Source organism: Pseudomonas lutea (assembly GCF_000759445.1).
GTDB classification, from domain to species: domain Bacteria; phylum Pseudomonadota; class Gammaproteobacteria; order Pseudomonadales; family Pseudomonadaceae; genus Aquipseudomonas; species Aquipseudomonas lutea.
This window is the reverse complement of record NZ_JRMB01000004.1, coordinates 23624-37233: the sequence shown is the minus strand read 5'-3', so window position 1 is coordinate 37233 and position 13610 is coordinate 23624. Positions and strand designations below refer to the sequence as shown.

General features: G+C 59.9%; 10 protein-coding genes and 1 tRNA gene. 7 read left to right on the top strand and 4 right to left on the bottom strand.

Translation table 11 applies throughout. The features are described 5' to 3' along the window. Positions 1-99: 99 nt before the first annotated feature. Both gabT and gabD read right to left on the bottom strand, forming a co-directional pair. On the bottom strand, positions 100-1380 hold the full coding sequence (gene gabT / locus LT42_RS22935; protein WP_037018669.1) for a 4-aminobutyrate--2-oxoglutarate transaminase: 1281 nt from the start codon (positions 1378-1380) through the stop codon (positions 100-102). Positions 1381-1575: 195 nt separating this feature from the next. Beyond that, positions 1576-3018, bottom strand: a complete 1443-nt coding sequence (gene gabD / locus LT42_RS22930; protein WP_037018667.1) for an NADP-dependent succinate-semialdehyde dehydrogenase — start codon at positions 3016-3018, stop codon at positions 1576-1578. 359 nt (positions 3019-3377) lie between these two features. On the opposite strand from gabD, the gene LT42_RS22925 reads away from it, so the two are divergent. Next, a tRNA-Arg gene (locus tag LT42_RS22925) sits at positions 3378-3454 on the top strand. Positions 3455-3733: 279 nt separating this feature from the next. Here the strand turns inward: LT42_RS22925 and LT42_RS22920 are convergent. Beyond that, positions 3734-4459: a DUF4431 domain-containing protein gene (locus LT42_RS22920; protein WP_081955448.1), complete on the bottom strand. Its 726-nt coding sequence runs from the start codon at positions 4457-4459 to the stop codon at positions 3734-3736. A 238-nt stretch (positions 4460-4697) separates the two neighbouring features. Here LT42_RS22920 and LT42_RS22915 point away from each other — a divergent pair, with 238 nt between their 5' ends. From LT42_RS22915 to LT42_RS22905, 3 genes are all read left to right on the top strand, one after another. Next, entirely contained in the window at positions 4698-6392 is a 1695-nt protein-coding gene (locus LT42_RS22915; protein WP_037018662.1) for a molecular chaperone HscC, read from the top strand. Between the two features lie 5 nt (positions 6393-6397). Next, the gene (locus LT42_RS22910) at positions 6398-8206 is read left to right on the top strand and encodes a J domain-containing protein (RefSeq protein ID WP_052075379.1); all 1809 of its coding nucleotides are present in this window, start codon (positions 6398-6400) and stop codon (positions 8204-8206) included. Between the two features lie 163 nt (positions 8207-8369). After that, complete coding sequence (locus LT42_RS22905) at positions 8370-9500, top strand: mechanosensitive ion channel family protein (protein WP_037018659.1); 1131 nt, start codon at positions 8370-8372, stop codon at positions 9498-9500. 42 nt (positions 9501-9542) lie between these two features. On the opposite strand, the gene LT42_RS22900 is transcribed toward LT42_RS22905, so the two are convergent. Then, a complete protein-coding gene (locus LT42_RS22900; RefSeq protein ID WP_037018657.1) occupies positions 9543-11030 on the bottom strand; it encodes a YdgA family protein in 1488 nt (495 codons plus the stop codon). Positions 11031-11244: 214 nt separating this feature from the next. On the opposite strand from LT42_RS22900, the gene LT42_RS22895 reads away from it, so the two are divergent. The 3 genes from LT42_RS22895 to LT42_RS22885 all read left to right on the top strand — a co-directional run bounded on the left by LT42_RS22895 (position 11245) and on the right by LT42_RS22885 (position 13514). Next, complete coding sequence (locus tag LT42_RS22895; protein WP_037018656.1) at positions 11245-11937, top strand: HAD-IA family hydrolase; 693 nt, start codon at positions 11245-11247, stop codon at positions 11935-11937. A gap of 105 nt (positions 11938-12042) precedes the next feature. Then, positions 12043-12549, top strand: a complete 507-nt coding sequence (locus LT42_RS22890; protein ID WP_037019228.1) for a sigma-70 family RNA polymerase sigma factor — start codon at positions 12043-12045, stop codon at positions 12547-12549. Beyond that, positions 12549-13514 (top strand): FecR domain-containing protein, encoded by a 966-nt coding sequence (locus LT42_RS22885; protein WP_037018652.1) that lies wholly within the window; start codon positions 12549-12551, stop codon positions 13512-13514. The genes LT42_RS22890 and LT42_RS22885 overlap by 1 nt, the downstream gene beginning before the upstream one ends. The last annotated feature ends 96 nt before the right edge of the window (positions 13515-13610 follow it).

Sequence of the window (13610 nt, the reverse complement as noted above, 5' to 3'; positions counted from 1 at the left end):
TTTTATGGATCCAGAAACGAAAAAACCTGCCGAAGCAGGTTTTCTCAGACGAAACGGTTACGTTTTGATCAAACGTCCCGCGGGCTCATCGGTACAGCGTCAGGCGATTTCAGCGAAACATTCTTCGATGATCTTCAGGCCTTTGTCCAGCTGCTCGTCCGGCGAGGTCAGCGGGACCAGCACGCGCAACACGTTGCCGTAGGTGCCGCAGGACAGCAGGATCAGCCCCTTGTCACGCGCCTTGGCAATCACTTGCGCGACCGCTGCAGCGTTTGGCTTGTGGGTATCGCCATTCTCGAAGCATTCGACGGCGATCATTGCGCCCAGCGCACGAACTTCACCGATGACCGGGTACTTGGCCTGGATGGCGCGCAAGCCCGTAACCAGACGCTCGCCAACGGCTTTGCAGCGGTCGAGCAGGTGCTCTTCCTCAAACACTTCCATTACCGCCAGTGCAGCAGCGCAAGCGATCGGGCTACCGGCATAGGTGCCGCCCAGACCGCCAGGCGCGATGGCGTCCATGTATTCAGCCTTGCCACACACGCCTGCGAGCGGGAAACCACCGGCGATGGATTTGGCGAACGTGGTCAGGTCAGCCGAAACGCCCATTTGCTCCATGGCGAAGAAGGTGCCCGTACGGCCAGCACCGGTTTGCACTTCATCGGCGATCAGCAGGATGCCGTGCTTGTCGCACAGCTCACGCAGACGCGCCATGAACGCTTTGGGTGCGACGTAGAAACCGCCCTCGCCCTGCACCGGCTCGATGATGATCGCGGCGATGTCTTTAGGCTCGGCGTCGTTCTTGAAGATGCGCTCGATGCTGGCGATCGAGTCATCCACGCTCACACCGTGCAGCTCGTTCGGGTAGATGGCGCGGAAGATACCGCCTGGCATCAGGCCCATGCCGGCCGAGTACGGCACGACTTTACCGGTCAGACCAAGGGTCATCATGGTGCGACCGTGGTAGGCGCCAGTGAAGGCAATCACACCGGCGCGACCGGTGGCGGCACGGGCAATCTTCACGGCGTTTTCAACCGCTTCGGAGCCAGTGGTTACCAGAAAGGTTTTCTTGTCGAAGTCACCCGGCACCTTGGCGTTGATCTTCTCGCACAGCTCAACGTAAGGCTCGTAAGCCAGCACCTGGAAGCAAGTGTGCGTCAGCTTGGTGAGTTGCTCCTGGACCGCTGCGACGATTTTCGGGTGCAGGTGACCGGTGTTCAGTACCGCAATCCCGCCGGCGAAGTCGATGAACTCGTTGCCTTCAACGTCGGTGACGGTAGCGTTCTTCGCGGAGTCGGCGAAGATCGGGTGGATTTGACCAACGCCGCGGGGGATAGCAGCTTCGCGGCGTTTCATCAGGGATGCGTTGGTTTTGCTCATCATTTCCTCATTCGCCGCTCATCGGGCGGCGCGGTTCAAGGATCAAGCGGCGGGGGTCAACAACGACAGCATACGATGATCGACTGTCGCGGCCTCCCGGCCACCAAATAGGTTGGTGCCACTCAAACCTGCGGCACGGCGCTCTCGCGTACCGCAGGCTGTCGAACATTCACTTAACTCTGTCGTGCAGCGACTTCAGACGCTGAGGCAAAGGTATTTGATTTCCAGATAATCTTCGATGCCGTATTTGGAGCCTTCACGGCCCAGACCCGACGCCTTGACGCCACCGAACGGTGCCACTTCGTTGGAAATCAGGCCGGTGTTGATGCCCACCATGCCGTATTCCAGCGCTTCCGCCACGCGGAAGACGCGGCTCAGGTTCTGGGCGTAGAAATACGACGCCAACCCAAACTCGGTGTCGTTGGCCATGGCGATCACTTCGTCTTCGTCTTTGAAGCGGAACAGAGGCGCCAGCGGGCCAAATGTCTCTTCCTTCGCCACGGCTGCGTTTTTCGGCACGTTGACCAGAATAGTCGGTTCGAAGAAGTTACCTTCCAGGCTGTTGCCACCGCTCAGCACCTTCGCGCCTTTGCTCAGCGCGTCGGCGATGTGCTCCTTGACCTTGGCCACCGCCTTTTCATCAATCAACGGGCCGGTGGTGGTGCCTTCGGTCAGACCATCACCGACTTTAAGCTTGGCAACGGCGACCTGCAGCTTCTCGGCGAAGGCGTCGTATACCGCGTCCTGCACGTAGATGCGGTTGGCACACACGCACGTCTGGCCGTTGTTGCGGTACTTGGAGATGATCGCGCCTTCAACGGCCTTGTCCAGATCGGCGTCGTCGAACACGATAAAGGGCGCATTGCCGCCCAGCTCCAGCGAGACTTTCTTAATGTCGTGGGCGCATTCGGCCATCAACTGGCGACCGATCTCGGTCGAGCCGGTGAACGACAGCTTGCGCACGATCGGGTTGCTGGTCAGCTCGCTGCCGATGTCACCGGCGCTGCCGGTCACCACGCTGAACACGCCAGCCGGAATGCCAGCACGCTCGGCCAGCTCAGCCAGCGCCAATGCCGAGTAAGGCGTTTGCGAAGCGGGCTTGAGCACCATGGTGCAGCCTGCCGCCAGCGCTGGGCCGGCTTTACGGGTGATCATCGCCGCAGGGAAATTCCACGGCGTGATGGCCGCGGTCACGCCGATCGGCTGCTTGAGCACGATCAGACGCTTGTCAGGCTGGTGGCCCGGAATGACGTCGCCGTAGACGCGCTTGGCTTCTTCGGAAAACCACTCAATAAAGGATGCGGCGTAGGCGATTTCACCTTTGGCCTCAGCCAGTGGCTTGCCCTGCTCCAGGGTCATCAACCGGCCGAGGTCATCCTGGTTTTCAATCATCAGCTCGAACCAGCGACGCAGCTTGGCGCCACGCTCTTTGGCGGTCAGTGCACGCCAGGCGGGTAATGCCTTGTTGGCCGCTTCGATGGCGCGGCGGGTTTCAGCGGCGCCCATCTTGGGCACGGTGCCAAGGATCTCGTTGGTCGACGGGTTGTTGACCTTGATGGTCTGACCGCCGTCGGCATCCGCCCACGCGCCATTGATGTACGCCTGTTGGCGGAACAACTTCGAGTCTTTGAGCTGCATGTCGGCCTCCTGAACAGCACCGCGCACGGCGGAGCGAACGATTATGAGTGCGGGCGTCTCGAGCGAGATCGCCGCCGGGGAATCTGCCGCCGAGCCCTTGGGGTTTGCAATAAAAGCAGGCTGGGCGTTTGAAATCTCAAACGAATCCTAGGGACTACAGGGTTAAAGGACAATAGTGCGTTCGAAAAAAAGAACGCCTGGGGTTCGGGCGGTGTGGAAATCGGACAAGCGTAGCTGCGCAAGGGCGTAAATGTTCGTGAGCGAAGGAGCTGGTTATCGGAGGAGGTCCGCCGATTTGCGATCATTGGATCGCCAGCATGGACGCACGCAGGCCAGATGAGTATTATGGCGCCCGCGTTGCACCTGTAGCTCAGCTGGATAGAGTACTGCCCTCCGAAGGCAGGGGTCATGGGTTCGAATCCCGTCAGGTGCACCATCATTTTTTTCGCCTCGCTAAATGCGATCCGAAAGCCGCTACAACAAAAAACCCGCCCAATGTGCGGGTTTTTTGTTGTTTACTTTTCGAGCGCTGTTCAAGACTCCAGGCTCAGCCCTTATGCCAGCAACGACCTGCGCTAAGCGGGAAGTACAGCCGAAACCAAGGGGCCATTCTCAGTCCTGCGTTAAGAGACCTGGCTCTTCCCGGCTAAAGCCAGTCCCACTAAACGTATCCCGTCTGAATCGAAGATAGCGGTGACGCTCACCACCCTCTCGCTCACTCCTCCACCTCCCCCGCCCCGATCAGTACATACGCCTGATCCAGCCAAGCCGAATGCTCTTTGCCATCACTTCCCGTGAATTGCGCTCGTACCCAGCCGCCCGTTCCAATGCCTTTCACGCTCACCAGGGTGTCAGGCGCAAGCGATGCGAGTTTGTCGGTACAGGCTGGATGAGGCGCCTGGTAGACCCACGCTTTGTTGCCGATGATTTTGCCCTGCAGCGCCGGGTCGAAGTTCTCAAGCTCACGTCTGGCGGACTGCTTTACTGCCTCGCAATTGACAGGCGGCGCCACCGCTCCGCTGACAAGCTCAACCTGCTGCAGCAGGACCTGGGTGTGGTGATAGCCGGACACAGCGCCAAACAAGGTGCCTTTGAGCACAACGGGCTGATCCAGGTACGGCCGCAAGGTGTCGAAGTCGGGAGCGCCAAGCACCAGTTGCACTAACGTCTGGCCGTCTTCGACGCTGACATCTGCCCCGTTTTCACTGCCGTCCATGCACAAAGGTTCGGCCAGTGAGAGATAGAAACCCACTTGGGGCTCATCGCCCGTAACGACGTCTTCAAAACTCGGCGGGCCGGGGAATACCTGACGCGTCAGCGTGCCACTCAGCGTCGTTTCAGCGGGCTCGTATTGATGGCACGGCGTGGCGTGGGCCAGCGCGACTGGCACCACGCAAATGAGCAATACCCACAAAGGGCGTAGACGGGGGAAGAGATCCATGTGGGCGTTATCCGAAAACCGATAAGGGCGATGGGCATTAGGTTAGATAAATGTGAGTGAGTTCGTCAGGTGCTTTAGCGCCTTGTCATGCCAGCCACACCAAACTTCCACCTTCGCGGTGCCATTCAAAGGCCATCTTTATGGCTAAAGCTGCGCGAGCAGGCGCCGATACTTTCTGCCTGGACCTCACTTTTTCCCCGGACAGCTTCACAGCAGTCCCGCATGGAGCATCTTCGGCATGATCGTCGGAATAGATCTCGGCACCACCAACAGTCTGGTGGCCGTCTGGCGCGATGGCGCGACGCAATTGGTCAGCAATGCATTGGGTGATCTGTTGACCCCCAGTGTTGTCGGGCTGGACGATGAAGGTCACGTACTGGTGGGCAAAGCTGCGCGTGAACGTCTTCAGACCCATCCGGGCAAGACGACGGCATTGTTCAAGCGGCACATGGGCAGTGCGCATGAAGTGAAGCTGGGCGCGCGTAAATACCGTCCGGAAGAACTCTCGGCGCTGGTGCTGAAAAGCCTGAAAGCCGACGTTGAGCGTGCGTTCGGCGAACCGGTGACGGAAGCGGTGATCAGCGTGCCGGCGTATTTCAGCGACGCGCAACGCAAGGCCACCAAAGTGGCTGGCGAGTTGGCGGGGCTCAAGGTCGAGAAGTTGATCAACGAGCCAACGGCCGCCGCGCTGGCCTACGGGCTTCATCAAAAGGAAGGCGAGACTTCATTTCTGGTCTTCGACCTGGGTGGCGGCACCTTCGACGTGTCGATTCTTGAGCTGTTCGACGGTGTGATGGAAGTACGCGCCAGCGCGGGGGATAACTTCCTCGGCGGCGAAGATTTCGACAACGTGCTGCTTGAGCACTTTGTGGCGTTACACAAACAGGAACCCCAATTCCCCCCAGCGGCAACGGTGATGCAAACGCTTCGTCGCGAGGCGGAGCGCGTGCGCAAAGCGCTGGGGCAGCAAGCGAGTGCGGATTTCGTGCTGCGGCATGCCGACCACGAATGGCGTAAACCGGTGACTCAGGACAAGCTGGTCGAGCTGTATGCACCGCTGCTCGAACGTCTGCGCGCGCCGATCGAGCGCGCACTGAGGGATGCGCGCATTCGTGTCGCGGACCTCGATGAAATCCTCCTGGTGGGCGGCACCACGCGCATGCCGCTGATTCGCAAACTGACCGCCAGCCTGTTTGGCCGCTTCCCTTCCCTCACGCTCAACCCCGACGAAGTGGTAGCGCAGGGCGCGGCGATCCAGGCCGGCCTCAAAGCCCGGGACTCGGCGCTTGAAGAAGTGGTGCTGACCGATGTCTGCCCGTACACCCTCGGGATCGAAACCACGCAGCGCATTGGCGAGCATTTCGAAAGCGGTCACTACCTGCCGATCATCGAACGCAACACGGTCGTGCCGGTAAGTCGGGTGAGGACGGTCAACACCCTCAGCGACCACCAACAATCCGTCATCGTGAGAATCTTTCAGGGCGAAAGCCGCAAGGTGAAGGACAACGTGGCGTTGGGCGAACTCGACATCAAGGTGCCGCGCCGTCCGGCTGGAGAGGTCGAACTGGAGGTGCGATTTACTTACGACAATAACGGCATTCTGGAAGCCGACGTGCGCATCCCGATGACAGGTGAAGCACACACGCTGGTGATCGAAAACAACCCTGGCGTGCTGACGCCTGTCGAGATTAAGGAGCGGCTGAAGGCGCTTGAGTCGTTGAAGACTCATCCCCGCGAACAGCAAGTCAACACGCACATGACTGCGAAGCTTGAGCGGCTTTATCAGGAGTACCTGGGCGAGGCCCGGGAGCTGGTCGGTGCCTGGGCCAGTCAGTTTCAGCACGTGCTCGACACGCAGGATGAGCGGCAGATCAGCGAAGTGCGGAATAAGCTCACCGAGCAACTTGAACGCTTCGAGCGAGGGGACTGGTAAGCGCCATGAACCCTTGGACTTTGCTGGGCCTAAACGACGACGCCGATGAGCGCGCCGTCAAACGTCAATATGCAAAACTGCTGAAGGTCACCCGGCCGGATGACGATCCGGAAGCTTTTCAGCGCCTGCGGGAAGCCTACGAAAGGGTGCTCGACTGGGCTCGGAATCGTGCTGACGAAGATGACCCATATCCGCCTACGGTCGCCGAAGGACCGGCAATGGAGCGTTCGCTCAAGACGGCGATGCCTGCGCACAGCCCCAGCGATATCGTTCAGCCGGCACAGGACGCTGATACCTTTGCGCGGCAGGCTGCACGTCAGCTGGTTGAGCAGACCACCGCGCAAAACCTCACGCATCAACATCGACTTGCCGTGGAACAGGGCTGCGACTTGCTCTTCCAGCGACGCTTGCTGGACCGATGTCTGGAGGTCGATTCGTCTGACTGCGATCTGCTCAAAGCCGCTATCCAGGAGCTGCAATGGCTGACGCCGTGGCAGTCGTTGCGAATCAGCGCGGACCGGGAAATCCAGCTGACTCAACGATTGCTGGACAACGAAGGCGTGTCCCTTGAACTCGCGCTGACTGAAAGCAAAGAGCGTCAATTTCTCGCGGCCCTTCAGGAACTGACTCAGCAACCCTGGCTGGCCTCCCTTGAACGCCGCGATCAGTTGCAGCGCTGGGTGATGTTTTTCCTTCACAACCATAAAGGCTGGTCAGCTGCGTTGTTCGACAGAGTCTGCGAGCTGTTTGGATGGGATGACCGCAAGGGGGTGTTTCCCGAACCTGAGTTCATCTGGCGGCACTTGGTGGAGCGATGCGAAAAGTACGCCTATATCGAACATTGGCAGCGCTTGCTGGCAGGCGGCAAGACTGACAGCGTTGAAGAGAAGGCGGCGCGGCTAGTGCTCCAGCCGGGTCGCAAAGTCGATCGACTGCGACTGGCGCGGTACTGCAACGCGGATGTCTGGATCGCCTGCGAGCGTCTGTGCTCGACGATCAACCATCGCTATCCCGAAATGCTCGAGGCGTTTCCCGAGGCGGATCTGCAGAGTTGGCGGACCTTACGAGTCGAGCCGATGAATGCGGCTGTCTGGACATGGATCGGCTGGATGCTTTTTACCGCTCTGTTCATGATCCCGAACGAAATGATGAAAGGCCCGCTCGACGGCGTAAAGGCAGCGGTGATGCTGCTGATGTATCCATTATTCATGACCGGGTTGTGCCTGTTCGCCATGCGCGTCTGGCGCCCGGTTTGTCTGGCCATAGAAGAGGCCGATGAATGGATCAGCGATCTGTTGCTTCCGGAGTGGCTGCACTGGCCCGCTTCACAAGCGTTGCTGGTCCGACATGGGGTGCCGTTGGTGCTGATTGGAGTGATCCTTCATTCCCAGGGGCCAGCCGCGCAGCTGTGCTATTCGCTGCTGATGGTGGCGTGGGTATTTCTATCGCCGTACCGCCACCCGCAGGTCTACGCCCCAATCCGGGAGGCGGTAAAAACATTCCTCCACGTCAATGCGCGCAAAATCTTTTTGTCGATCGTTGTCATCGCGGCCTTCGCAATCTACGCCAGCCTTAACCCGCCAATCACAAAGCCGGCGCCTGCCCATCACTCCGAACAAACAGCGCAAGCGCTGCCCGGCCAGCTCGATTGCAGCAGCGAGCAGGCCATGGAGTTGATGGACAAGGAATGCAGAAACGCAGTGCTGCCGGAGCGCTGCGCGGATTACTCGCGGGAGCAGAAGATCAGCCAGTGCTGGCGTCTTCGAACCCGATTGCAACGTGAGCTGGGCATTCAGGCGACTCAAGGTCAATAGCACAGCCAGCAGGCGCTCGAGCGAGTGAAGCGCCTGCCAGATGCTCTGGCACGCGGATTTCGACGCTGGCTGATTTGGGTGGATATGGGCCAGCCGGGGAACAATGCGCAGCGAGGGGGTTCACACCTCATGCCTTTGAACCGTCTTGCTGGTGACCTTTTTTATGGAACAGTTACTCCCGCAGGCCTGGCTGAACGCCCTGCCGTTGCCGTGGCTCAACACCCTCGTGGCTGCCGCCGTGGCCATAGGCATCGCGCTGTTGGGCCGCTGGATCGCGCTGATTTTGCTGCGACGGGTGGCCAAATCATTCGTTTTCGCCCAACAGCTCCTTCACCGCGCCGAGCCGCCCACCTTGTGGCTGATCCCGTTGCTGGCACTGCAAACGGTATGGACCTCCGCGCCGGACGATCTGCCGTTGATCAACGGCGTCAGGCACCTGAACGGCATGCTGGTGGTGGCCGGGTTTACCTGGCTGGCGCTGAGCTCGGTGAAGGCCATTGGCGAAGCGGTCGCGATCCGAAACCCGCTGGACATCGAAGACAACCTGCAGGCGCGCCGGATCCAGACCCAGGTGCGGGTGCTGGTGCGTTGCCTGAACGTACTGGTGTTGCTGTTCGGTACAGGCCTGATCCTGATGAGCTTTCCACCCGTACGCCAGATCGGCACGAGCCTGCTGGCATCGGCTGGGCTCGCTGGCCTGGCGGCCGGTTTCGCCGCCAAACCGGTGCTGGGCAATTTGATCGCAGGCCTGCAGATCGCCATATCACAGCCCATTCGCCTGGATGACGTGGTGATTGTCGAAGGTGAGTGGGGGCGCATCGAAGAGATCAGCGGCACCTACGTGGTGCTGAAGATCTGGGATGAGCGGCGGATGGTGATTCCGCTGCAGTACTTCATCGAGAAGCCATTCCAGAACTGGACGCGAAGCACGTCTAGCCTGATTGGCTCGGTATTTCTGTGGGTGGATTACGCGTTGCCACTGGAGGAACTGCGAGAAGAAGCGGAGCGCATCTGTAAGGAAATTCCCCACCTGTGGGATGGCCGAGTCTGCGTGCTGCAGGTCACCGACACCACCGCAAAGGCGATGCAGTTGCGGGTGCTGTTGAGTTCGGCGGATTCTTCCCGCAGCTGGGACGCGCGGTGCCACATGCGCGAACGCCTGATCAGTTTCGTCGCCCGCCAATACCCGGAGTGCCTGCCGCAATTGCGCGCCGAGATGTCCTCACGCACCGTCCAGCCAGAACGCGAAGGCCACGAAGCCCCGACCGAAATCGCGCGTCAGCCGCCAGTGTGAAGACCGGTTACCCGGCGACTTGAGCAGTCGCCGGGCCTGCAATCACTGCCCGCCGTTGAACATCACGAATTTGCCCATCATGGCCGCTGCAAATTGCTGCGCCGACATCTTCACGCCGTTGAAATTAACCACGTCATTGGCGTATTGCAGGCTGGACACGATGTTGTCGCCCTCGACCTTGCCCAGCTGCAACATGACCGCCATACCGCCGACCGACTCTGCGGCGGCGTCGGCTTGTTGCGCGATGGCTGCGGGGTCGGTGAGGCCCGCGGATTTGGCGCGCAGAGCAGCCAAGTCTTTAATCATCGGTTTAGAGAGCACCAGCTTGGCGTTCAGTTGCGTTAGCAACTGCTTGAGCAACTCAGCTCCCGGCTGATCCAGCGCCGACGGGTTACCCAGGTCCATCGACAGGTTGAACTGGCTCTCGCCGCTCGCCGTTTTCAGCGACAGCTTTTCCAGCTCGATATGCGGTTTTGCCGCCAGCAATTTACTGACTTCGGCCTGCACCAATGCCTGATCGGCAGGGCTCAAATGCGGCGTGTAAGTCTCGCCAACGGCAGCGGCGGCCTGGGCCTGTGGCTGGACTTTTTCCTGATAGAGCTTCATCAGCGCCTGGGTCGAGGCGATGTCGAAGTTACCGAACTTCCAGAGCATCTGCATGGCGCCGATGTTGTTGCCGTCGAAGCTGACGTTGCCGATGTCATACGTCACCTGAGCATTCAGGTTGCCTTCCACTTCCTGAAGCAGACTGGTGTTGACGAAATCCTTGAGCTGAACGGCCGGCTGGCCGGCTGCCTGGAACTCGGCGGAGGCGATCTTTGCGTCGGTATGCCCCAGGTAGAAACCTGACTGGCCTTTAGTGCCGCCGGTGTTGAAGGTGAAGTCTTTGAGCGTGAGATGCACCGGGCCCTCTTCGGACGTCGCAGTGACGTCGACGCTGCCCAGCACACCATTGGCTTCAAGCTTCTGTCCGTCGCCTGAGCCGGAAGCGTTCAGGGTGAAGCCCGAAAACTTGAACGCACCGGTCTGATCATTGAACTCAAACGGCAGTAGATCCACGCGGCCCAGTGCAGCTCGGTCGTAGCCCATGCTGAAATGGCCGGTCAGCGGCGGCTGGCCGTTGGTCATGGCAAACCACTTTTCCGAGAAAGCGTTCTTCTCGATTTGCATGTTGCTGGCCGCCATCACGGGCACCAGTTGCAACGACTTCACGCGGCTCCACGGCAATGGCCCGTGCTCGATGTTGTCGACAAACAGCAACTCCACCGGCTTGCCGTCATTGAATTTGGGGTCCTGGACGTTCAGTTTGTAGTGCGCAGTGCTGGTGAAAAAGTGCCGGTCCAGCGACAGCAGTTCAACGCTCGCCTTGCCTTCATGCCCGACGAACGCGGCTTGAAGTTGCTGATTGCCTTGCTGGATGGCATCACCCAGCGCGCCTTCCAGCCGTTTACCGGTGTACCAGGCGCCTGCAGTGACCAGGACGCCGGCAACCACAATGACGCCTATGGCGATGTTGACTGATTTTTTCATGTGTCGACTCGAAGATGTCCGTTCTTGAAGAGAGGTCTTGCCTTCCTTGACCCCTGAGGGTTTCGGCGCCACACGAAGCGGCCGAGCAGCACATGCGCTGTCGAGAGCCCGGCGAGATTAGCACTTGGCGAGTGCGTTTTGCAGCCGTTGCGCCTAGCCATGGCAATCGCCTAAGCGTTAGGCTGGACGCCAATTTGCTAACGGGATCGATGAAATGAGCGAAGCGCAAAAGCCCAAGGGACCGGTCAAGGCGGTGATCTTCGACATGGACGGCCTGCTGCTGGACACCGAAGGCATTTACACCGAGGTGACCGACACGATCGCCAAGTGGCACGGCAAGACGTTCGACTGGGCTGTTAAACAGCACTCCATTGGCCGCGGTTCGCAGGATTTTGCCGAGTACGTGATCCGTGCCCTTGAGCTGCCGATGTCACCCGAGGAGTTCCTCACCGTCCGCCAACCGATGCTTGATGAGCGTTTTCCGGATGCCAAACCGATGCGTGGCGCCGAGGCCTTGGTGCGTCATCTGGCCAGGCACAACATTCCGATTGCGGTGGGCACCAGTTCCTCCCTGCATTACTTCCATGTGAAGACGAGCAATCACCGCACCTGGTTTGAGCTGTTTAAAGACGTTGTGACGGCAGACCATGCCGAGGTCACGGCCGCCAAGCCTGCGCCGGATATCTTCCTGGCGGCTGCACGCAGCCTGGGAGTGGACCCGAAGGATTGTCTGGTGTTTGAGGACTCCCCTTTCGGGGTGACCGCTGCCAAGACCGCAGGCATGTACGCGGTGGCTGTGCCGGATCCCCACATGCCGGTCGAGCAGTATGCACACGCCGATCTGGTGCTGGGCTCGCTGACCGAGTTTCCCCTGGAAGATTGGGGTTTGCCGGGATTCGCTCGCTGATCAAATACGTGCAATGAAATTGCCAGCGCTCGGCTAACGACTATAGAATGCGATCAATTCTTAATTACATCCGGCAACACTTCCGGACGGTCGCAAATGGTCTCTATGTCGTCAGCCGATCGAGCGCTCAATCAGCATGTCCAGAGTCTGTACTGTGAACACCACGGCTGGCTGCACCGCTGGCTGGATCGCAAGTTGGGCAACACCAGCGATGCCGCCGACCTGGCGCACGACACCTTTGTTCGGCTGCTGACACGCCAATCGGCCACAAGCTTTGGCGCCGAACCGCGCGCGCTGCTGACGCATATCGCCAAGGGGCTGGTGATTGATCGGTGGCGCCGACAGGATGTAGAACGCGCTTACCTCGATACCATCGCGCACCTGCCTGAGCCTGAGGTGCCCTCCCCTGAAATCCGCTGGCTGATCCTCGAAGCGCTTTACCGCATCGATGCGATGTTGAGCGCAATGCCTGACAAGGCACGCAGGGCGTTTCTGATGTCGCAGCTCGACGGCATGACGTATTCACAGATCGCCGAGGCGCTGGATGTGTCGCTGATCACCGTCAAGCGATACATGCGCGACGCCTTTCTGGCTTGCCTGAGCGTGGCGTGATGACTCAACCCATCGACCCTGAAATCCTCGGCGAGGCAGCGGACTGGCTGGTGCAGCTGCAGTCGGGTACCGCCACCGACGAAGACCGCCGCGCGATTCAGGTGTGGCGCGACCGGAGCGCGCAGCATGCGCAAGCGTGGCAACGCGCCGAGGCGATCATCGGGGATTTCCGCTCCGTACCCGGCTCCATCGCCAGCGATACGATCCGACGCATCGGCCGCAATACTGGCATCAGTCGACGTCAGGCGCTCAATCGTATCGGCTTGCTGTTGCTGGCCGGGCCTGCGGTCTGGCTGGCGCAGCGTGAACTGCCCTGGCAGCAATGGATGGCCGAACAGCGCACCGCGATTGGTGAGCAGAAAACCCTGACGCTTCCCGACGGCACTCACCTGCTGATCAACACGAACAGTTCGCTGAACATCGCGTTCAACACAAATGAGCGCCGGATCAACCTCATCAGCGGCGAAGTGCTGATCACTACGGCGAGGGATCCCTCACCCACACACCGTCCTTTCACCGTCCACACGCGCGATGGCATTGCCCGGGCGCTGGGCACCCGGTTTAGCGTACGGGTCGATGCTCCGCTAACAAGGTTGGCGGTTCTTGAGGGAGCTGTAGAGATTCGCGCGGCCGAGCAGTCGGCGCCGGTGATTGTGAGGGCGGGCGAGCAGAGCGGGTTCAGCTCGACCCTTATCGGGCCCGTTGAGGCGCTGGATCCAGCTAGCCTGACATGGGAAAACGGAATGATGGTCGCCAAACAGATGCGTCTGGCGGATCTACTGGCTGAGCTGGGCCGCTATCGGCCGGGCGTGTTGCGCTGCCATTCTTCGGTGGCAGACCTGAAGGTCTCGGGTGCCTTTTCTCTGCGTGACACTGACGCCAGCTTGCGCCTGTTGCAGGACACACTACCTGTCAGCATCAGCAGCCTCACGCGGTATTGGGTGGCGGTCGAGCCTGTCAGCTGAAGGTCCTCGGAGCGCTACCAAAAAAATTGATACTTTTTTCAACGTCGTTCGGTAAGCAGAAGAACCCTTACATTCCTCTGCGTCGACAGGACTGCC

Coding starts and splice junctions, on each gene's coding strand:
- LT42_RS22885 (WP_037018652.1), top strand. CDS start 12,549: ATGACTCAACCCATCGACCCTGAAATCCTCGGCGAGGCAGCGGACTGG.
- gabD (WP_037018667.1), bottom strand. CDS start 3,018: ATGCAGCTCAAAGACTCGAAGTTGTTCCGCCAACAGGCGTACATCAAT.
- LT42_RS22900 (WP_037018657.1), bottom strand. CDS start 11,030: ATGAAAAAATCAGTCAACATCGCCATAGGCGTCATTGTGGTTGCCGGC.
- gabT (WP_037018669.1), bottom strand. CDS start 1,380: ATGAGCAAAACCAACGCATCCCTGATGAAACGCCGCGAAGCTGCTATC.
- LT42_RS22895 (WP_037018656.1), top strand. CDS start 11,245: ATGAGCGAAGCGCAAAAGCCCAAGGGACCGGTCAAGGCGGTGATCTTC.
- LT42_RS22915 (WP_037018662.1), top strand. CDS start 4,698: ATGATCGTCGGAATAGATCTCGGCACCACCAACAGTCTGGTGGCCGTC.
- LT42_RS22905 (WP_037018659.1), top strand. CDS start 8,370: ATGGAACAGTTACTCCCGCAGGCCTGGCTGAACGCCCTGCCGTTGCCG.
- LT42_RS22890 (WP_037019228.1), top strand. CDS start 12,043: ATGTCGTCAGCCGATCGAGCGCTCAATCAGCATGTCCAGAGTCTGTAC.
- LT42_RS22920 (WP_081955448.1), bottom strand. CDS start 4,459: ATGGATCTCTTCCCCCGTCTACGCCCTTTGTGGGTATTGCTCATTTGC.
- LT42_RS22910 (WP_052075379.1), top strand. CDS start 6,398: ATGAACCCTTGGACTTTGCTGGGCCTAAACGACGACGCCGATGAGCGC.